Origin of the sequence: Providencia sp. PROV061 (assembly GCF_011045655.1) — a bacterium.
In the GTDB taxonomy this organism is placed as follows: Bacteria; Pseudomonadota; Gammaproteobacteria; order Enterobacterales; family Enterobacteriaceae; genus Providencia; species Providencia hangzhouensis.
Window position 1 is genome coordinate 1,633,246 of sequence record NZ_CP042861.1, and the last position, 20,390, is coordinate 1,653,635.

At 37.5% G+C, this 20,390-nt stretch carries 19 protein-coding genes and 1 pseudogene; 14 read left to right on the forward strand and 6 right to left on the reverse strand.

The window, feature by feature from the left end; all coding sequences use genetic code 11:
* Positions 1-151 precede the first annotated feature (151 nt).
* From gcl to glxR, 3 genes are read left to right on the forward strand one after another with little or no spacing between them, the layout of a single operon-like run.
* Positions 152-1,933, forward strand: coding sequence for a glyoxylate carboligase (gcl, locus tag FVA72_RS07260; protein ID WP_004261535.1), 1,782 nt, complete (start codon positions 152-154; stop codon positions 1,931-1,933).
* Between the two features lie 12 nt (positions 1,934-1,945).
* On the forward strand, positions 1,946-2,722 hold the full coding sequence (gene hyi / locus FVA72_RS07265; protein ID WP_004261532.1) for a hydroxypyruvate isomerase: 777 nt from the start codon (positions 1,946-1,948) through the stop codon (positions 2,720-2,722).
* Between the two features lie 13 nt (positions 2,723-2,735).
* Positions 2,736-3,617, forward strand: a complete 882-nt coding sequence (gene glxR, locus FVA72_RS07270; protein WP_110592100.1) for a 2-hydroxy-3-oxopropionate reductase — start codon at positions 2,736-2,738, stop codon at positions 3,615-3,617.
* Between the two features lie 191 nt (positions 3,618-3,808).
* Here glxR and FVA72_RS07275 read toward each other — a convergent pair whose 3' ends face one another.
* From FVA72_RS07275 to FVA72_RS07285, 3 genes are all read right to left on the reverse strand, one after another.
* On the reverse strand, positions 3,809-5,104 hold the full coding sequence (locus FVA72_RS07275) for a uracil/xanthine transporter (protein WP_004261525.1): 1,296 nt from the start codon (positions 5,102-5,104) through the stop codon (positions 3,809-3,811).
* A gap of 70 nt (positions 5,105-5,174) precedes the next feature.
* Positions 5,175-6,539, reverse strand: a complete 1,365-nt coding sequence (gene allB / locus FVA72_RS07280; protein ID WP_094962126.1) for an allantoinase AllB — start codon at positions 6,537-6,539, stop codon at positions 5,175-5,177.
* 100 nt (positions 6,540-6,639) lie between these two features.
* Positions 6,640-8,130, reverse strand: coding sequence for an allantoin transporter (locus FVA72_RS07285; RefSeq protein ID WP_004261518.1), 1,491 nt, complete (start codon positions 8,128-8,130; stop codon positions 6,640-6,642).
* A gap of 763 nt (positions 8,131-8,893) precedes the next feature.
* On the opposite strand from FVA72_RS07285, the gene FVA72_RS07290 reads away from it, so the two are divergent.
* The 5 genes and pseudogenes from FVA72_RS07290 to FVA72_RS07310 all read left to right on the forward strand — a co-directional run bounded on the left by FVA72_RS07290 (position 8,894) and on the right by FVA72_RS07310 (position 12,940).
* On the forward strand, positions 8,894-10,033 hold the full coding sequence (locus FVA72_RS07290) for a glycerate kinase (protein WP_004261517.1): 1,140 nt from the start codon (positions 8,894-8,896) through the stop codon (positions 10,031-10,033).
* Between the two features lie 433 nt (positions 10,034-10,466).
* Positions 10,467-10,751 (forward strand): hypothetical protein, encoded by a 285-nt coding sequence (locus FVA72_RS07295; RefSeq protein ID WP_243154745.1) that lies wholly within the window; start codon positions 10,467-10,469, stop codon positions 10,749-10,751.
* Positions 10,752-10,760: 9 nt separating this feature from the next.
* Positions 10,761-11,563 (forward strand): annotated as a pseudogene (locus tag FVA72_RS07300) (antitermination protein).
* A gap of 98 nt (positions 11,564-11,661) precedes the next feature.
* Positions 11,662-12,213, forward strand: a complete 552-nt coding sequence (locus tag FVA72_RS07305; protein WP_004261499.1) for a YagU family protein — start codon at positions 11,662-11,664, stop codon at positions 12,211-12,213.
* 367 nt (positions 12,214-12,580) lie between these two features.
* The gene (locus FVA72_RS07310; protein WP_004261497.1) at positions 12,581-12,940 is read left to right on the forward strand and encodes a hypothetical protein; all 360 of its coding nucleotides are present in this window, start codon (positions 12,581-12,583) and stop codon (positions 12,938-12,940) included.
* Positions 12,941-13,135: 195 nt separating this feature from the next.
* Here the strand turns inward: FVA72_RS07310 and hdeA are convergent, their stop codons facing one another.
* Positions 13,136-13,438 carry an acid-activated periplasmic chaperone HdeA gene (hdeA, locus tag FVA72_RS07315; RefSeq protein WP_004261494.1) on the reverse strand — a complete coding sequence of 101 codons (303 nt, stop codon included), beginning with the start codon at positions 13,436-13,438 and terminating at the stop codon, positions 13,136-13,138.
* Positions 13,439-13,911: 473 nt separating this feature from the next.
* Here hdeA and FVA72_RS07320 point away from each other — a divergent pair, with 473 nt between their 5' ends.
* Both FVA72_RS07320 and FVA72_RS07325 read left to right on the forward strand, forming a co-directional pair.
* Positions 13,912-14,433, forward strand: a complete 522-nt coding sequence (locus FVA72_RS07320) for a YagU family protein (RefSeq protein WP_004261490.1) — start codon at positions 13,912-13,914, stop codon at positions 14,431-14,433.
* A 261-nt stretch (positions 14,434-14,694) separates the two neighbouring features.
* Complete coding sequence (locus FVA72_RS07325) at positions 14,695-15,087, forward strand: YgiW/YdeI family stress tolerance OB fold protein (protein ID WP_110592099.1); 393 nt, start codon at positions 14,695-14,697, stop codon at positions 15,085-15,087.
* 80 nt (positions 15,088-15,167) lie between these two features.
* Here the strand turns inward: FVA72_RS07325 and FVA72_RS07330 are convergent, their stop codons facing one another.
* Positions 15,168-15,374: a hypothetical protein gene (locus tag FVA72_RS07330; RefSeq protein WP_004261484.1), complete on the reverse strand. Its 207-nt coding sequence runs from the start codon at positions 15,372-15,374 to the stop codon at positions 15,168-15,170.
* Positions 15,375-15,517: 143 nt separating this feature from the next.
* Between FVA72_RS07330 and FVA72_RS07335 the strand changes: the two genes are divergently transcribed.
* From FVA72_RS07335 to gss, 3 genes are all read left to right on the forward strand, one after another.
* The gene (locus FVA72_RS07335) at positions 15,518-15,658 is read left to right on the forward strand and encodes a hypothetical protein (protein ID WP_165119623.1); all 141 of its coding nucleotides are present in this window, start codon (positions 15,518-15,520) and stop codon (positions 15,656-15,658) included.
* A gap of 52 nt (positions 15,659-15,710) precedes the next feature.
* Positions 15,711-16,160, forward strand: coding sequence for a lysis protein (locus FVA72_RS07340; protein ID WP_004261480.1), 450 nt, complete (start codon positions 15,711-15,713; stop codon positions 16,158-16,160).
* Between the two features lie 830 nt (positions 16,161-16,990).
* Positions 16,991-18,886: a bifunctional glutathionylspermidine amidase/synthase gene (gene gss, locus FVA72_RS07345; protein WP_110592098.1), complete on the forward strand. Its 1,896-nt coding sequence runs from the start codon at positions 16,991-16,993 to the stop codon at positions 18,884-18,886.
* 339 nt (positions 18,887-19,225) lie between these two features.
* Here gss and FVA72_RS07350 read toward each other — a convergent pair whose 3' ends face one another.
* Positions 19,226-19,357, reverse strand: coding sequence for an entericidin A/B family lipoprotein (locus FVA72_RS07350; protein WP_004261473.1), 132 nt, complete (start codon positions 19,355-19,357; stop codon positions 19,226-19,228).
* 400 nt (positions 19,358-19,757) lie between these two features.
* On the opposite strand from FVA72_RS07350, the gene FVA72_RS07355 reads away from it, so the two are divergent.
* Entirely contained in the window at positions 19,758-20,273 is a 516-nt protein-coding gene (locus FVA72_RS07355; protein ID WP_004261469.1) for a lipocalin family protein, read from the forward strand.
* The last annotated feature ends 117 nt before the right edge of the window (positions 20,274-20,390 follow it).

Here is a 20,390-nt window from a genome sequence, read left to right on the forward strand (position 1 = left end):
ATCCGCTAAAAAGAGGCTATTTAACAGGTGGTTAGCAGGTGATCAATGAGCTGACCAACCAACGAGTACAGAATACATAGATAATCCGTTTTTAAAACGGTTTTTTTAGATAAAAAATAAAGTTGGAAAAATTTTCCAAATAGGAGTTGTTATGGCTAAGATGCGCGCAGTTGATGCTGCAATGTATGTACTGGAAAAAGAAGGGATCACAACCGCATTCGGTGTTCCTGGAGCCGCAATAAACCCATTCTATAGTGCGATGCGTAAGCATGGTGGGATCAAACACTATCTTGCTCGTCACGTAGAAGGTGCTTCTCATATGGCTGAGGGATACACGAGAGCAAATCCGGGTAACATTGGAATGTGTCTTGGTACATCAGGTCCTGCGGGAACGGATATGATCACAGCATTATATTCCGCCTCTGCTGATTCAATTCCTATTTTGTGCATTACAGGCCAAGCACCAAGAGCTAAATTGCATAAAGAAGATTTCCAAGCAGTCGATATCGAGTCTATCGCAAAACCGGTCACCAAAATGGCTACAACGGTGTTAGAGCCCGCATTGGTTCCTCGAGTATTGCAGCAAGCTTTTCATTTAATGCGTTCTGGTCGTCCTGGACCCGTATTAATTGACCTACCTTTTGATGTGCAAGTCGCTGAAATTGAGTTTGACCCAGAGACTTATGAACCATTACCTGCTTACAAGCCAGCGGCAACAGTTGCTCAGGTTGATAAAACACTGGATATGTTATTCGCGTCGAAAAAGCCACTGATTATCTCCGGTGGCGGCGTTATTAACGCGGACGCGGCAGATAAGCTGCAAGAGTTAGCTGAAATCTGTAACGTGCCAGTCATTCCAACTTTAATGGGTTGGGGAACTATCCCTGATGACCACAAATTAATGGCAGGTATGGTGGGCTTACAAACGGCTCACCGTTATGGAAATGCCACTTTATTAGAATCTGATTTCTTATTAGGCGTCGGTAACCGCTGGGCGAACCGACACACTGGTTCTGTAGAAAAATATGTTGGTGACCGTAAAACAGTACATATTGATATCGAGCCTACACAAATTGGCCGTATTTTCTGCCCTGATTTAGGGATTGTCTCCGATGCTAAAGCGGCGTTAGCGCTCTTGGTTGAGCGAGCAAAAGCACGTAAACAAGCGGGTGCTTTACCTGATTACAGCAAATGGGTAGATGAGTGCCAAGCGCGTAAACGTACTCTGTTACGTAAAACGCATTTTGACAATGTACCTGTGAAGCCACAGCGTGTTTATGAGGAAATGAACAAAACATTTGGCCGCGATGTTTGCTATGTCACAACCATTGGTTTATCGCAAATTGCAGCCGCTCAAATGTTGCATATCTTTAAACCGCGTCACTGGATCAACTGCGGTCAAGCGGGCCCATTAGGTTGGACTTTACCTGCTGCATTAGGGGTATGTGCCGCTGATCCTAAACGTAAGGTCGTTGCCGTATCAGGGGATTATGACTTCCAATTTATGATTGAAGAATTGGCGGTCGGGGCTCAGTTCAAATTGCCATATATCCATGTATTAGTGAACAACGCTTACTTAGGTCTGATCCGTCAATCACAACGTGGCTTTGATATGGATTATTGCGTCCAGCTTTCCTTTGAAAATATCAATAATGATGCCATTGGTGAATACGGTGTTGATCACGTCAAAGTGGTTGAAGGCTTAGGTTGTAAAGCTATTCGTGTCTTTAAACCAGAAGATATTGCGCCAGCATTCAAACAAGCTGAAAAACTCATGAAAGAATTCAGTGTGCCTGTTGTTGTGGAAATCATTCTAGAGCGCGTCACAAATATCTCCATGGGAACCGAGTTGGATAATGTGACTGAATTCGAAGAGATAGCAACTTCTGAAGCCGATGCGCCAACCGCGACCGCATTTTATCAATATAAATAAGGATGCGAGAAAATGACCAAGTTTGCAGCTAACTTATCCATGTTATTTACTGAAGCAGAGTTTATGCAGCGCTTTAAATTGGCGGCTAAAAATGGCTTCAAAGCCGTAGAATATATGTTTCCTTATGATTTTCCAGCACAGTCTATCAAGCAAGAGTTAGATGAAAATAAACTGACTCAAGTTCTTTTTAACCTTCCAGCGGGTGATTGGAATGGTGGCGAAAGAGGCATTGCTTGTTTGCCTGAAAGACAAAAAGAGTTTCAAGAAGGCGTCAAAAAAGCAATTGAATATGCAAACGTCTTGAATTGTAAACAAATTAACTGCTTAGTGGGGCGTAAAGACTCATCTCTTAGTGAAGAAAAAACGATGGAAACCCTCGTAGCAAATCTTCGTTATGCGGCTGAGCAGTTAGAAAAAGAGAATATACGTTTACTGGTAGAAGCCGTGAATACATACGATATTCCAGGTTTCTATTTGAATAAATCAGCTCAGGTCGAAGATGTAATTAAGCGTGTCGGTCATGCCAATATTTACTTCCAATATGACATTTACCATATGCAGCGAATGGAAGGTGAGCTAACTGAGACAATGAAACGTTTATTAAAGCATATTTGCCACATTCAACTCGCAGATAACCCTGGCCGTCATGAGCCAGGAACGGGTGAGATTAATTATACCTATTTATTTAAACAGCTAGAACAGATGGGCTTCACAGGCTGGATCGGTTGCGAATATAAGCCTGCGACGACAACAGAAGCGGGTTTAGGCTGGATGAAACCGTATTTATAATTAGGAGAGTATCATGAAATTAGGCTTTATCGGTTTAGGAATTATGGGTGGCCCAATGGCTGCTAACTTATTAAAGGGTGGTCATGAGCTAGCTGTAAATACTCGTGGGCAAATTCCGGCTTATCTTACAGATGAAGGGGCAAAGACATTTTCATCAGCTAAAGAAGTGACTGAAAACGCTGATATTATCTTTGTTATGGTGCCAGATACCCCTCACGTTGGGGAGGTACTATTTGGTGAGAACGGCTGTGCATCTACAGCGTTGAAAGGCAAAATCATTGTGGATATGAGCTCCATATCCCCGATTGAAACCAAAGAATACGCAAGAAAAGTCAATGAATTAGGTGGCCAGTATTTAGATGCTCCGGTTTCCGGTGGTGAAGTTGGCGCTAAGCAAGGCACATTAAGCATTATGGTGGGTGGTGAAGACTCGACTTTTGCTAAGGTAAAACCGCTATTTGAATTAATGGGTAAAAATATCAGTTTGGTGGGCGGAAATGGGGATGGGCAAACCTGTAAGGTTGCCAACCAAATTATCGTTGCATTAACCATTGAAGCTGTTTCTGAAGCATTAGTTTTTGCGTCAAAAGCAGGGGCCAATCCTGCACGCGTTCGTGAAGCATTAATGGGCGGATTTGCATCCTCGCGTATCCTTGAAGTTCATGGCGAGCGCATGGTAAAACGCATATTTGACCCAGGATTTAGGATCTCTTTACATCAAAAAGACTTAAATCTTGCTTTACAGGGTGCGAAGGCATTATCGATGAGCTTACCGAATACCGCGACCTGTCAGGAACTCTTCAATTTATGTGCCGCACATGGCGGTCAAGATAATGACCATTCAGCCTTAATCAAGGCAATTGAAATTATGGCTAACCATAAATTAGGAGACTAATACTTAGTCTAATTGTTTGAATGTAATGATCCTCATGTTTTAAGTGTAAATGTAAGTAGTAAGCAGTTTAACTAGTCGTTTATTTGCCCCATGTATCTGGGGCTTTTTTTTTGCATAGCATTAAGTGAATAAAAAAGAGGTAATATAATTAATGCATATTACCTCTATAAAATCTTACTTATTTATCTTTTCTATTTTATAGCATCCCACTTAAATATATTTTCAAGGATAATAGAAATAATAATTCCCATTAATAACCCATTTGTGATGATAGGCCTTACTATCAATGGAATATCTTGCATGTAAGTTGGAGGAACACTCATCAAAAATATGCCAATAAAAATAGGCAAAGCAAGCCGATAAATATTGCGCGGGTTTAAATCTAAAATACGAATAAATAACAAAGAAGACCAAAGCAGAGGTAAGTAAGTGACCATCATCACGGTACTACTGATCACTAAAGGAAAGGTAGAAAAGAACCCTGACAAAACGGGAACGAAACTAATAACAAAGAATAACAAACTACCAATAATAAAGGGCTTTTTACTAAAATCGTTGGTTTGAGTAATGAGCCCTATTGAAGAAACAAATGGCGCGAAAGGCACAATTCCTAGTGGTGAACAGGCAAAAGTGAGCGCACCAGAACTAATAAAACTACGACGATACATGGCTGGCGTTGCTGGCGAATCTGGATGAAATAAATCTGTTCCCTTAATCGCGCCAAACGTATTGGACGTATTTAGTAGTGAGGCAATAACACAGGTTGTGACAATACCATAATTGATAGTTTCAATTTTTCCGAGAGGGAATAGCTGCCAGCCAATGCCACTCACGCCTGTTGAGCCACTTCGAAAGATAACTGAAAATAATAACCAACCCAATATTGAGCCAATCAGTACAGCATATTTATTAATATGACGAGGGAGTAAGACAATAATTCCAATGATCAATACCATGATAAATAAAGCTAACAAGAATGTATTGAAATTAATATGGACAATATCTGTTGTGGCACTAAAAGGTAAGCCCAACATACCTTTTAAAAAAATAGTAATTAAGTTAGCGCCGAGTAACAGCATGAATACTGCCATCACACCAGGCGAAAATAGCAGAGCCAAATACTTTCCTGCCCCACTCAAACCGATAATGACAGTGATGATCCCTGCAATGGCAATTCCCACTGCAAAACTACCACCAATAACCTCTAATGGTGTTCCTTGAGCAGACTCTGCAAATGCAACAGATAAAATCGTTCCCCACCACAGCCCCGCAGGACCTTCCATGATAGAGCGCTTGTGTCCGAAAATAGCTTGAATTAAGCAAGCCAGTGATGTGGCTAAAAAAGCATACTGGGTAATTGTGTAAGTGGTGGCATTGCTCAGATGAAATGCAGATTGTAATGTAGGAGGTATAACGACTGTATTACAGAAAATAAAAAAGAACCATTGCAAGCCTGATAACATATTATCTTTGTTCAAACTAAACATAAATTACATCCTGTTATAAATAACAATACAGCACACCCAGTAAAGAGTGTGCTGTATTATTTACATCATATTACTGTTGGTGTTTTAAAATAAATTGCCCGATAGGCGTTTCACGAACACCAGTATTAATATCGTAGATAGTTTCTCCGCGTAAAATAGTGCGTGCAACTTGTGCACCTATTTTGCGCCCTACATAAGGGCTGACTTTATGGCGATACTCTAAATCTTGAGCTTTTAATTCATAAGGTGAGTTTGGCTTGATGAACACGAAATCTGCATCTTTACCAACGGTAATGGAGCCTTTATGCTTAAGGCCGAAGATCTTAGCTGCATTAGTTGCCATTAATTTGGCAAATAATGGGAGTTCCATTCCACGTTTTTGCACTGCTTCATCAAACATCAAGTCAACACAGCTTTGCATCCCTGCAATTCCACCCCAAGCTTTGAATACATGACCCGCTTTCATATCTGGTGGGCATGGTGAGTGGTCAGAACCTAAACAGTCGATTTCACCATTAAACAGTTTTTCCCACATGCCTTCTTGGTTCGCTTCATCACGAATCGGTGGTGAGCATTTTGCTAAATTACCAATTTTTTCAAACTGATTAGTTGTTAAGGCAAAATAGTGAGGGCAAGATTCTGAGGTAACATCCTGTCCTTCATTACGTGCCTTAGTCACTTCAGCAACGCCTTCAGGGCTACTGATATGGCAAATATGTATTGGGCAATTAGCCACTTTTGCCAGATATAGCACGCGGCGAATTGCCTCAATTTCAGTATATACAGGGCGCGAGGCTACATAGTCGTGAGCAGTTATGCGTCCTTGAGCTTCAGCTTCTCGACCTAATTCATCACAGATTGATGCATTTTCACAGTGAACTAATACACGAGAGTCGTTAAATTTACTGATAATTTCTGCACCACGTAAAAACTGAAAGTCATCAACATCACGGAAGTCATTATCAATAGTTTTGTCACCACAGGTGGCAACAAAGCATTTGAAGCCAACAACACCCACTTCATCTAGCTCGTGCAGTCTATCGAGATTATAAGAGACTAAACCGCCAAATTGGGCTGCATCTACTGACAGTTTACCTGCGGCAGCGTCGAATTTTATTTGAATACTTTCACGGTCAACGGTTGCAGGTAGCTGATTTAATGGCATTTCGATGATAGTTGTGATGCCACCTTTTGCTGCTGAACGCGTCCCTGTTTCATAGCCTTCCCAATGTGTTCTTCCTGGTTCCGAAATGTGGGCATGAGAGTCAACCATACCTGGTGAAACGACTAGGCCTTCGGCGTTTATTTCTTCTTTTGCACCAGATAAACCAGAGCCAATAGCGGCAATTTTGCCATTTTTTACCGCGACATCTGTTTTAATTGCTTCGTTTTCAAGAATGACAGTACCGTTTTTAATGATTAAATCGTATGACATAGGGTATTCCTTAGATAAGATTATAATTTCATTTATTAACATTACTGTTCAGCGTGTTTTCAATATATTAAAACGGGCTGAATAGGGTATTTAATTCAGATTACATTGGGTTTTTTATGCCGATATCTGAATCATTCGTAGCTTTTACTTTATTTTCAACCACCTTAGTGGTGTCTTTTTTGAATAAAGAGTAGAGAACAAAGGCCAATATGACGCCAGCAAACCAAGACACTCGTGATATAGGCTCTAATACAGGAATGAATTTTCCACCAAGGGAGAAAATAACTGCAATAACAGTGACAACGAAAGCGGTAATATTAAATCCGTGCTCATAGAATTTATAATCGCCTGCACGGGTATATAAGACATCTAAATTAATATTTGTACGCATTACGATGAAATAATGCGATAGCATGACACCAATAACTGGACCTAAAATACCGCCAATAATATCCAAGAAAGTATAAATACTGTCCTGATTCTCAATTAGTTTCCAAGGCATGATTAATACGCTGATAACGCTGGCAATAATAACGCCGTGACGATAAGTGAGTTTGGATGGGTACAGTGCAGCAATTTGGTATCCTGCAGGAATAATATTACCAGCAGCGTTGGTGGAAATTGTCGCCATCAGAATAACGACTACCGCAAAGAGTGAGGCATATAAACTATCCCATTTTTGAACAATATCAAGTACGTTCCATGTATCAACGCCGTAGTGAATACTGGCGCCGGCTAAAATACATACGCTACTAATGGCAAAGAGCAAGTAAGCCACTAACAGGCCAGCGGTTTGTCCAATGGCTTGTTGTTTAAAACTAGTCGAATATTGAGTGAAATCAGAAGCATTTACCGCAGGAGCTGCCCAGACAGCGACAACACTATTAATAACGATAAAGAAAAAGAATACTTTACTTGGCGTTTCACTAATACCATTTGGGATATAATCCAAAATAGGTTGAATGCCCACTAAAGAAACTGACCAAATTGCCATACCACCAAACAAAATATAAATACAGGGGTTAAGAATGGCAGTAAGTTTATTTAATACCTTGCCTCCACCTAGTCCTATGGCAACATTCATTGCCCAGAAAATGATGAAAACAATAAAGGCTGGAATGGTAACCCCCATATAGGTTTCACCATTGCCTATATTTAAAAATTCAGGCCAAATTTTCCCGATTAATATTAATAGCGCTAATGAACCAGTAAAGCATTGTAAGCCAAACCACATAATAGCAGCAATACAGCCTCTTAATACGCCAGGAAAGAGTGAGCCTTTAATTCCATAAGATGCCCGAAGTAGCATCGGGAATGGGATACCATATTTAGACCCCGCCGCACCATTCATTACCATAACGAAAGCGATGCATATTGCGCTTAGTGCGATGGCAAACATAATGTTCAAAGTAGAAAGGCCTAGAATAAAAAAACCGCCAACCATTAGATAATTTGGGACATTGTGTACGGAACCCATCCATAGCGTAAAGTAGTTAAATGTTTTCCATGTTCGTTGCTCCGGTGTTTTAGGTAATAAATCATTTGTATAACCACGTTCACGATAAATCTCTTTTTCTTCTGAATAGTTCATATATGAGTCCTTCCACGCATATAATTTAAATTTGAAAGCGAGAGATTTAACTAATCGAATTTTTAATAAAGTAATAAAGTTATTGTTTTAATTTTTTAAATAATATTATTTTTTATATATACATCAACTTAATAACTAATGGTTTATATATAGTTATTAGCGTCAGTTTAATTAATTATATTGACTACCCAGGAATTAATTCTTGAACTCAATATAGCCACCGTTAACTGATGGATGCAATATAAATTTAAAAAATTTTTCCAAAAAATAGATCTGGAGCGCTTTTTTTGACAAAATAACATAATAAACAATGCGTTATAAAATATTTAGTTTTTTATTATTTCTTTTTTTGTATTTTTTTTGAGATGTTTTGTTCAATTTAAGTTAATTTACTCTATTTCTTCTTGATTTTAATGAAGTTTGATTCATTTTAAGTTTGTTTTAATGCTTTATTATTTTTGATTTAAATGCAGCTTATTGATTTTTTTATGAAAAAATAATTGGAAAATTTTTCCAATTAAATCTTTATCAATTATTTTTTTTTGATACAATGACGAATAGAAGTTAATGGCTATACTCAGTGCTAAAACGTTTTTTAGAAAGTGGTGCTGAATATAATTCTCTCAATTTAATAAGCTAATCTATTTATCAGTAATATGCGCGCATTTGTAAAAATGAATGTGTATTTTGATAACCGATAATATTTTTCGAAATTAACAATATTATTTAACTGATTACTTAACCGTTCTATAGGTAGCCATATATGAAAATTATCATAGCCCCTGATTCTTTCAAGGAAAGCATGAGTGCAGAATGTGCCGCAAATGCCATAACTAAAGGATTTAAAAGTGTATTCCCTGATGCCCAATACCTTTGTTTACCGATTGCTGATGGTGGTGAAGGAACTGTTGATGCATTGATTGCAGCCGCAGGTGGTGAGCGAGTATCACTTGAGGTTAAAGGCCCATTAGGGGATATGGTAAGTGCTTACTATGGTTTATTACACAATGGCGAAACCGCTGTTATTGAAATGGCTCAGGCCAGCGGATTAATGCTAGTTAGTCCAGAGCAGCGTAATCCAATGCTGACGACGAGTTACGGAACAGGTCAGCTAATTCAAGATGCGCTTGAAAAAGGGGTGAAAAAAATCATCTTAGGGATTGGCGGTAGCGCAACCGTTGATGGTGGTGTCGGTATGCTTCAAGCCCTAGGTGTTGTTTTTTATGATAATCAACAAAATAAACTTGGTTTGGGCGGTGAAGTTTTAAATCATATCGCAACGATTGATACGTCAAGTCTATCTCCTCAATTGCAACACTGTATGATCGAAGTGGCTTGTGATGTAGATAATCCTCTGGTTGGAGAGCGGGGTGCTGCGATGATATTCGGGCCACAAAAAGGGGCAACGGCTTCAATGGTATTGGAATTGGAAAAAGGTTTAAATCGTTTTGCTGAGCTTATCCAACAAATTAAAGGGCATGATTTTAGGCATTTATCTGGCGGAGGTGCTGCTGGTGGGATATCTGTTGCTGCCGCTGCATTTATGAATGCTAAGCTTAAACCCGGCATTGATATCGTTATTGATGCAGTGAAGTTAGAGCAAGAAATCTTTGATACCGATTTGGTTATTGTGGGGGAAGGTAGCATGGATGGGCAAACGGCAGGGGGGAAAGCGCCTTTAGGAATAGCCAAGGTTGCGGCCAAACACAATGTCCCTGTTATTGCATTAAGTGGTGTATTAGGTAAAGGCGTTGAAGCACTACACCAAGAAGGTATCGATGCTTTTTTCAGTATTTTGCCAAGATTAAGCCCGTTAGATGAGGCATTAAAGCAGGGGGCGGAGAACGTGCAACAAGCGGCATATAATATTGCAAAAGTTTTACAGTTAGGTAAGTTATTGTAATTAATTTTATTTTTGTTTTTTTTGGATGTTGAGTGTTCGATAAAATTAATAACATTTAGTATAAAATAGATAAAATCCGTTTTAGTGTTGTGAAAACCTGTTTTGATTCAGGGTAGTTAGAAAGTGGATAGGGTTAATACCAATCCGCATTTGGTTATCTATAGAGAAGCGTCGTAAAGGCAACCGTAATGCCAGTAATATCTATCAACTGAATGTTGAGAAGCTGGCTTCAGCGGCACGTATTGCATTTCCTCAACTAGCAGATTTTGACCCGTCAAAATCTGTTCCCTCAAAACCTGACCCGTCAGAATCTGGGGGTGATCCGTCAGTAACTTCAAAACAAGATCCATCAGTAACTAATCCTTCATCGCAGAATTCTAACGAATCCAGCGATTAGTCAAAAATTGATTTTTTAAATCGTTACCCAGAGGTAGTGATTTATAGGACTAACTTACAGAAATGGGGATCTGCGGATGACCTTAAGTGCGCTGAATGGCTGTTTAGCCGCAAGTGTGAAGTATTCAAAGAGCTTGGACTGCAAGAGCCGAAAGAGTCAAATTTCACAGAGTGGGCTAACGATGTTCGCTTGATGGTTAACCAAGACGGGCGCACTCACAAGGAGATTTGCCAATTCTATAAACGTGTTAGCCAAGATGCATTCTGGAAAAAGAACGTTCAATGTCCGAAAACATTACGTACTCAGTGGGATGATTTATAGGCGGGCAGCATGAAATTAGTAAATGCACTAAAGAACTTCCATCCTAAGTCACCCACATTTAGTGACTCAGCCAGTTGTACGTCACCAGACCGTTTAACGGGTACTGATATTATGGCTGCGATCGGGATGACCGAATCACTAGCTAAGTTTGGGATGACAGCCTTTCTGGCTAAAAATGATGTCAGTGAAGAGGGTAAATTTTCTACCGTGGAGGGCTTGACTCAATATGCGCTAAAAATAGCGCCTAAATTAGTTCGCAAAGCTGCTGGCAATAAATTGGGCTACTGTTTAATTGTTCTGTCTAAAATGACTTTTGAGGATTACGCTCGATCAGCAGGTTCGGTTTGCCAGTGTTCAGCATGTAGTGGGAAAGGAATGCTTGATAAAAAAATTACTACAACAAAGTATTCAACGAGGGAAGCTATTTTTCCGTCATTTTCCAAGAGCCAGCCCAAGCGATATACCAATACAGAGCGCGATGTTGTGGAAACTAAAAAAGTGATTTGTGAGTCATGTAATAGTAAGAGCCAATTAATAAACCGTTGTCGTTGTAAAGGGAGGGCAAGGTCTTAGATGAAGTTCAGAGTGAATTACAAGTGACACCAGTTTATAAAGATTGTTCTCGTTGTGCTGGGCGTGGCTTCAATCGTGTACCGTCATCTGTAGCATTTAAAGCAATAAGACATTTAGTACCTGACCTTAATGAAAGAACATGGCGTAGAAATTGGAAGCCGTTCTATGAAATATTGATAAGTAAGTGTTTTGTTGAGGAAAGTATGGCAGAACAAGCATTTAGTCGAACAATTAAATAGTTTTAGTAATTAATTAAATTCAAATTATTTTAAAACTGTAAATTTAATGTTATTTGGTGTAAAAATAAAAACTTGTAAATTTACATGAGGTGGTATTTATGTGGAGTAATAAGATAAATTTAAAGATAGTTGTTTGGGGAACTATTATTGGTGGCTTCATTAGCTCATTAGTTAAATGGGGCTCTGAAGTGAATATGCCCCCGAGAGTTGCAGGTGAAATATCACCACCAGCAGCGAATATTGATGCGTGGTTTAGTTGGTTAGGCATCAATTCTCATTCTCTTGATTATTTTTATCAGGGATCATTGGTCGGTGGTGCTGTAACCTTATACCATTGGTTATTTAGTTTTGCGTTCGCTTTTGTATACGTCTTTATATCAGCTTATCTGCCTAAAATTCGAATGTTTTATGGTGTATTATATGGTGTTTTGATCACAATATTTGCTCATGGAATAATGATCCCATTATTTGGATTTCGTCATCCCTCATATAATGAGGGTAAAGTTGGTTGGCTCTGGAATTTAAATGGTTATGAATTAGTTAGCGAGATTTTAGGACATATTTATTGGGCTGTATCTATAGAAATATGTCTCATTGCAGTTTTAGCATCTTTTGCTCGCCCTATACGTGGTAGCTGGACTGTACGATAAAAAATACTTGCACTCACTGGTATAGAGTGTTGCATTTTGTCCGGAACTGGCTTATTTTTTTCCGAAAATGGACATTCTATAACTAGTCGCATAAAACCAATTCAAGGCCTGCAATCGCGGGCTTTTTTACATCCAATATATTCATAAAAAGTACTAGTGCGCTACGTAAATTCGATGTTATTGTGATAAGAGTGAATACGTTGTCACCTAACTTATAGAATGAAACCTTGCGATGTGATCTGACCCCATAAAGTTGGATGATTCATTAAGCGGGGTTTTTTATTGCCTCATTATTTAATCTTTAATAATATTATCTATCTAAATTAAATAGATATCTGATGTTCATATTTAATGAGGGGGTAATTAAATGAGTAAATTATTCTCAGTAGTACTAGCCATCTCAATTATGGCTGTATCAAGCAGTGCTTTAGCAGCAGAGAGAGGTCTAAATAAGGAAGAAGAAGCAAAGGTAGTTAGCCTAATAAAAAACCACCTTAAATTACCAATATCTGCAAAGTTCAAACTCGGTAAAATGATTGCTAATCCGTATGATGCATATTGCGGTTTAGTCGCTAAATCCAATAAAGAAACAATCCCTTTCATCACATCAATGCCTGAGCCTGTAGGTAACATTGACTTACGTAGAGTTGTTCTGGTTGGTGATAATGAATATAAGTATCGCAGTGTTATTGAACAATGTGAAGAGTATGGATACAAATTGAACTAATGCAGATCGGTGAGTCTTGAAAAGAATAGCATCCCGAAGTATAAATATATCATATTACACGTGTTATAGACCCGTCAGTAATGTCAGGTTTTATACCTAAAACAAACATAAGACTTGCTGTTACGATTGTTCATAGTTACATGTGTAGTTATGCACAATAAAAGAAAACCCCACCAGAGGGGTGGGGTCTTTAGATTACATTTTTTTCAAATGAGCTTCGACTTTTTGAATAAATGATTCTTTGGGAGCTTTTTCGCAAGCTTCAACAATTAACGGAGTGGATGTTGCAATACCACTAATATCTAAAGTAGGGTCTTCTACCTTACCTTTCTGGGTAATAATCTCAGCAGCACCAATTGCTGTTGGATAAAATGCATCATCGATTGCTAAGAAATCTTCGCATGTCCATTGAGATACAGGTTTTGCATCTGTTGCGGCGAAAGCTGAAGTGGTCATTAACGATGTTGCAATGATGCTAGCAAATAATATTTTTTTCATAAAATATCCTCATTGTTTTTAGTGAGACTTGCCTAATGCTTATTTTAATATAACTTATTATTTTAAAAAGCAAAATAATCATTATTTGAATGTTGTTTTTTGATGGCTATTATGTGTCGGATTATTGAAATAATAAAAATATATCTTCAATTTTTCTCTATAACGATAAAGTAATTTCAAGTGGTAGGTCTGCCGTTCTTGAAATCCACACGCAAAGTTGGGAGTTACTTTTTCATTCTGGTGCATGTCAAGGCTGACTGGCTAAACCCTATGACAATTACTCAGGGATCTGAGCAGGGGTATCGATTGAATTTTTTATTGTCGTTGATTTTTTATTTATATTTAATGAGCCATCTTTTGTTACTATGCTTCAAGCATCCCAACACATTAAAAATAATAATTATACTAATAATAAACAATCGCCCTTTTCTCTACTATATTCATAATATCTATTCATAAGGCGTGTATGTATAATGATTGATCTATTTAAATTGACAAAGAAAAGCTCTAGGCATATTTGTATAGCAATATATGTTGGTATTATTGCGGGTATATTTTCCGCTTTAGTTAAATCTGGCTTTGAAGGTTTGATTCCACCGAGAACGCTAGAAACAACCCCACCTCCCATTGTCTTGTTAGAAAAGCTTGGGCTAAATATAGATACTATGACTTATCATTGGATGGGATATAGTATTAATTGGGGCGGGAATGGTGTTCATATATTATTTTCGATAGTTATTGCAGTTATATATTGTGTTATCGCTGAATACTTACCTAAGGTGAAATTATTACACGGTATATGTTTTGGTATCGGTGTTTCTGTTTTTGCTCATGGCTTAGTTGTACCATTATTAGGATTGTCTGGCTGGCTTTGGACTGCTGGTTATCAAGCACTAATATCTGAGTTTGTTGGAACTGCTTTTTGGATTTGGTCTATTGAAGCTATTAGGCAAAACTTGCGTTATTGTTTAACTAAAGAAAAAGACGCTGAGTAGAGAATGATGTTCACTCTTAATCTTTAATAAACTTATGGTCAGGTTAAACTTTTCATCTGAGCTATATCAGTTATTCATAAAAGATCGCCTAGGCGGTCTTTTTTATAGTTAAAATAAACATAAGATTTTCTGTCACGATTGGTCAGAGTTACATGTGCTGCTATGTGCAATAACCGATCTAAAGTGTTAATTATTTGCCTTAAGATTCTGTTAAGGTTTAATTGATAAACTATAAAAAATTAACAGACAAAAGGAATTATTATGAATAAGACAGTTATTGCGCTCGTATTATCAGCAGCTTCATTTGGCGTATTAGCTAATAACCATGCTGGTGGATTTGTTTCGAATGATGGTTCTGTTGGTTCAAAAGGTGGGTTTGTTGCAACAGCTCAAGCAGTAACAACTGTCGTTCAAGCGAAAGAGCTTCCTGATGATGCATGGGTTTCACTTGAAGGTCATATTGTTAAACAGATTGGTAAAGAGCTTTACGAATTTAAAGATAGTACTGGCTCAATTGCTGTAGATATTGATGATAGGCGCTGGCGTGGACAGGTTGTGACACCTGAAACAAAAGTTCGTTTAGATGGTGAAATTGATAAAGAGTGGGCTTCATTAGAAGTTGATGTAAAGCGAGTAACCATTATCAATAAATAGCTGTAAATTTTTAATAAGCCCCATGATTGGGGCTTTTCTGCAATGAAAACTCGCTTACTAGCTTCTGTCTAATTCATATGTTAGATAGCTTTATCTATAGCTCTTTCAATCGCTTTACATTCGGGACTATTTCCACTGGACTGCTCTATTTTCCCAGGCAAGTTACCTTCGGGAGTATCCATTTTTATCTCGCAAGTATCTGACTTAGTTTGGGGTTTAGTGTTTGATGAACAAGCTGTTACTAAAGCGATAACAAAACATACTAATATAGCTTTGTTTTTATGCATACTGTCTATCCTGTTTTTAAAGGGCTATTCTTGATGCTATCAAAGGTTAAGCGTGAAGTGCAAAGTAATCAATAAAGCTGGTCAGTACGGCTTCTTTATCTTCTATAACGATGAGGTAATCGCAGAGAAGCGGAGGCGGCTATATGTTATGGAAACTTATAGTGGTAGTAATTTGCTTTATGTTACTCGCGATATCAATGATTGTATTTGGCGCCAACAGACTCACTGACAATACATGCGGTATTGATAAAGCCAGTTTAGAAAAACGCGCCAGAAAGTTATAGAACACTACAAAAGTCGGCAAGTTAACTTTTAATTATCTATATAGTGGATACCATGAATACAGTCAGTGCATTGTTATATATCGCTGCGTGGGTGGCCATATGGGGAATGTGGAAACAACACGAGAGGATAGGTGAGTTAAATACCAAAAATGCCGGACTACTCGTTGAGTTGACAGAGCAGGTCAAAATTAATGAGGATTACCAAAAACGTATTAACTCACTTCACGAACTCGACAAAACTCACACAATGGATCTCTCAAATGCAAAAGCTGAAATTGATAAGCTGCGCAATGATGTTAGTAATGGTACTAAGCGCGTGTACGTCAACGCCAAATGTCCAAAACCCGAAGCGAATACCTTCGAAAGCGGAGGCAATGAAAGCTCCGCACGACTTAGTGAAGCAGCTGAACAAGATTATTGGCGTCTCAGAAAAATGATAGTTGAGAACGAAAAACAAACTTTGTATTTGCAAGATTACATTAGAACGGAGTGCTTACATTAGTTCCAGCCAATGAAAGTTCTAATTAAAAAAAGTAAGTTTAAGAAGGAGATAGCTGCAAGTAGATATATAAAAGCTTTAAAGAATAGAGTTGTCACGTCTGCTTGATAGTTATCACTAATAAGAATAAATACAACGCAAAGAAATAGGGAGGTAACGATAAGTATGGTTGTGATCGGGAGGTTGTGTATAAGGTTCATATTTTGAAAACGTGATTTTATCTTGATTCTGTAATGGTGAGAGCCTTAAAAGTTATAGTACCAGAAATTGTATGGATAAAAAAAGCCCACACAGCGTTGGGCTAAATATGTTGCTTTATACAATTAAATATCGCCTTAAATATAGTTGGTATTTCAAAATACGCAAAAGTATTTCCAAATATTTTAAATTGATGGCTGTGTAAGACAACAACAGCGAGCTTTTAAGAAAACAGAGGCTTTTTAAAGGCAAAAAAATAGCCCCTAGATTGGGGCTTAAAAGGGATGGTCTATTTAACTGAGGGTAACTCTTGTAAATAGTTATACCGCTAAATAGGTCATTTTTTGAAAGTGAAAATAAAAGAACTCATTGTTTTGTAAAGATAGTAATCAAACCACTTTTCACCCGGTATATAGCAGACATATTTAAAACACTAAGAACCCACAGAAGGGAGCATCGGAACTGTTGCTATAAATGGCGATCTCTCTTGGGAGCTTTTTTGTGCTAACAGGTTGCTTTTATTTAACTAACTATTGATAAGTTTCTTATATCAAAAAAATGGATTTTTCATATTTTATAGGCGTACACTGATAGTTATGGCTAGCATGTATTTATTATTAAGATGGAGCTATAACATGGGGTTATTAAGTAGTGAATACGAACCTTTTGGAACTTTACTCGGATATGCTCCAGGAGGCGTAGCAATATACTCATCAGATTATGATTCATTGCCTAATGTGGAAAATAAAAAAGATATTTCTTTTCGAAGTTATATTGGCAATGAATATATGGGCTATAAATGGCAATGCGTTGAGTTTGCTCGCCGTTTTTTATACCTCAATTACGGTACTGTTTTTAGTGATGTTGGTATGGCCTATGAAATATTTTCTCTGCGCTTTCTACGACACGTAGTTGATGATGACATTTTACCGTTAAAAGCTTTTGTTAATGGGAGTCCTGTTAAGCCTGCCGCGGGGTCATTGTTAATTTGGGATGAGGGGGGTGAGTTTAATAAAACAGGCCATATAGCAATTATCACCAAGGTTTATGATGATAAAGTTCGTATCGCTGAGCAAAATGTCATTCACCATAAATTGCCCATAGGCCAGCAGTGGACAAGAGAATTGTCTCTGAAAAGAGATAAAGGAAGATATACACTATCAGATACTTTCCCAAACACTAAAATTTTGGGATGGATGATACAAACAGATAGTGATGAGCATGCTTATTCAGGCCCGTATACTAATCCTGAGTTGCTAAAGATTCATGCTGCTAAAATAGATAATAAGATTGACTATAATAACGAATGGTTGAATAGCTCAAATCCCATAGAAAATAAATATATTCAAGCTAGACAAGGTCGCGCGCTAAATAGCGCTCTTCATGAATATTTTACAATATCTAGTACCGCTGAAAATAAACTGATACAAGCAACCAATGAAGTTCATCTTATGTATCTGCATGCGACAGAAAAAGTATTAAAGAGTGATAACTTATTGAAACTTTTTAATATTCCAGAAATTCTTTGGCCTCGCATACGTTTATCCTGGAAGAATCGGCGTCATGATATGATCACAGGAAGATTAGACTTTTGTTTGGATGAGCGAGGGTTAAAAGTCTATGAATATAATGCGGATTCAGCTTCTTGTCATACAGAGGCAGGGGTAATTATTGATAAGTGGGCAAAAGTAGGGCAGCTGAAAGATGGCAAAAACCCAAGTGGTTACTTAACTGAATTACTTTCTAGTACATGGGAACATTCTTCAGCTAAACCGTTTATTCATATTATGCAGGATGTAGATAGTGAAGAAGATTATCATTCGCAATACATGGCGCATGCAATTACTGAAGCGGGATTCGATTATAAAATTATTCATGGTTTAGACGAATTATTTTGGAATGAAACAGGTCAAGTCGTTGATAGTGATGGCCGTATATTAGAGTGTGTTTGGAAAACATGGGCGTGGGAAACTGCTCTTGAGCAAATTCGGCAGGAATGTGAGAAAGACTATGAGCATTCAGCGCTACAAATTCGTACCGGACACTCAGAATATAATGACGTCAGACTAGTTGATGTATTATTAAAGCCTGAGATTCGTGTCTTTGAGCCTTTATGGACAGTCATTCCAAGTAATAAAGCGATATTACCTATTCTTTGGTCGTTATTTCCCTATCATCCCTATCTTTTGAATACAAGTTTTGATATCAGTGACGAGTTACGCTCGAGTGGTTATGCAATAAAGCCAATAGCAGGCCGCTGTGGTGACAATATCGGTTTGATAGGTGAGTGCGACACGATTTTAGATGAGACTTCTGGCCAATTTGATAAACAGGAAAATATTTACCAACAATTATGGTGCTTGCCAAACGTTGCAGGGCGTTTTATTCAAGTCTGCACATTTACTGTCGGAGGTCACTATGGTGGAGCATGTTTACGTTCAGACCCATCATTAGTTATCAAAAAAGATAGTAATATGGAGCCATTATGGATACTTGATGATAATGATTTTTTGGAAAAACCATTATGTTAGAAAGTGTATTTTAAAATTAATATAGTTATATTTTGAAAGTGGCATTATTAAAATCTGATTTTTTGTAGTTTCTTAGGCCTTCAGTTAATAGCTGATGGCCTTTATTTATAAAAAAATTGAAAAGCAAAGAAAAGCCCCAAATATCGAGGCAAAATAAACTGATACAATAGTTTAGAACACACTATCAGCATAGACATATTTATAAATGTTTTACATGAATAAAGTGTAAGCAAATACGGAAAAGAAAATACAAATTGGAGTCTCGTTAAATGAATAAGGAAATACTAGAGGATTCAAAATAAATATACCCTCTAGCATTTGAAATAAGAGCATTAATGTTTACTGGGCTGCTCTTTGTATTGCTTCTCCTCCTGCTTCTATATCTTCACCAACACCTTTAGTGGTATTACAGGCAGTTAATGTGAAAGCAACAACTAATGAGCAGATGAGGAAACTGATTTTTTTTAACATATTGTCTTCCTTTAAAGTTTGAAGTTATAAGTTTCAAAAGATCATTTTTAATTATAGCAGAACAATTCGATGACTATTTCTAGCTGTATACAGCAGTAAGATTGGGGTTAAACCCTCATTTTTATGTGTAATTGCCGTAGTTAGTGATACCTGACAAATGAAAATGAGCTGCTATATTTTAAGTGTTAGTACTTATTTTGGGCGATCAATCTACATTAGCAATAAAGGGTATACTCTATGATATTAAAAGAGCTATTTATCCGTATGCTTTATGTTTTTCAATACTTATTATTTGGTTTTCTTTTGTTATTATCATCAATAGCCTTACCTAATTGGTTAGGTAACGTCACAAATTTTTTGTAGGATAGTATCTCATCGAGAAATATTCAACGGAGTTACCATGCGAGTGAAGTCAATTTTTATGTTTTTAAGTATGCTTCTACTTAACGGATGTAGCGTTAAAGTGCCAAAAGATATATCACCTGTTGAGAAGTTTGATTTATCACGTTACCTTGGCGAATGGCATGAAGTAGCGAGAATAGATAATCGATTTGAAAAAGGATTAAGTAAAGTCTCTGCTAACTATTCTCTTCGTGATGACGGAGGTGTAAAAGTAGTGAATAGAGGATGGAATTCTGAAAGCAAAAAATGGAAAGAGAGTATAGGGAAAGCTTACTTTGTTGAATCCTCGGATACTGGGGCTTTAAAGGTTTCATTCTTTGGGCCCTTTTACGGCGGCTATAATATTATTAAGCTAGATGATAACTATCAATATTCATTAGTTGTTGGACCTAATAAAGATTATCTATGGGTACTATCGCGTACTCCAACTATGCCACCAGAGTTATTAAATGAATATCTTAGTTTTGCAAGTAACCATGGTTTTGATAGGCAAAGAATATTGATATTCCAATAGTATTTATTCCTTGTGATTAGCTTTACAGTGTTGGTTACTGAAGCTATTAATGTTAAATGAGTCGGTTATTTGTGTTTTACATCAATTGAATAGATAGGGGATTTAACAGAATCAATA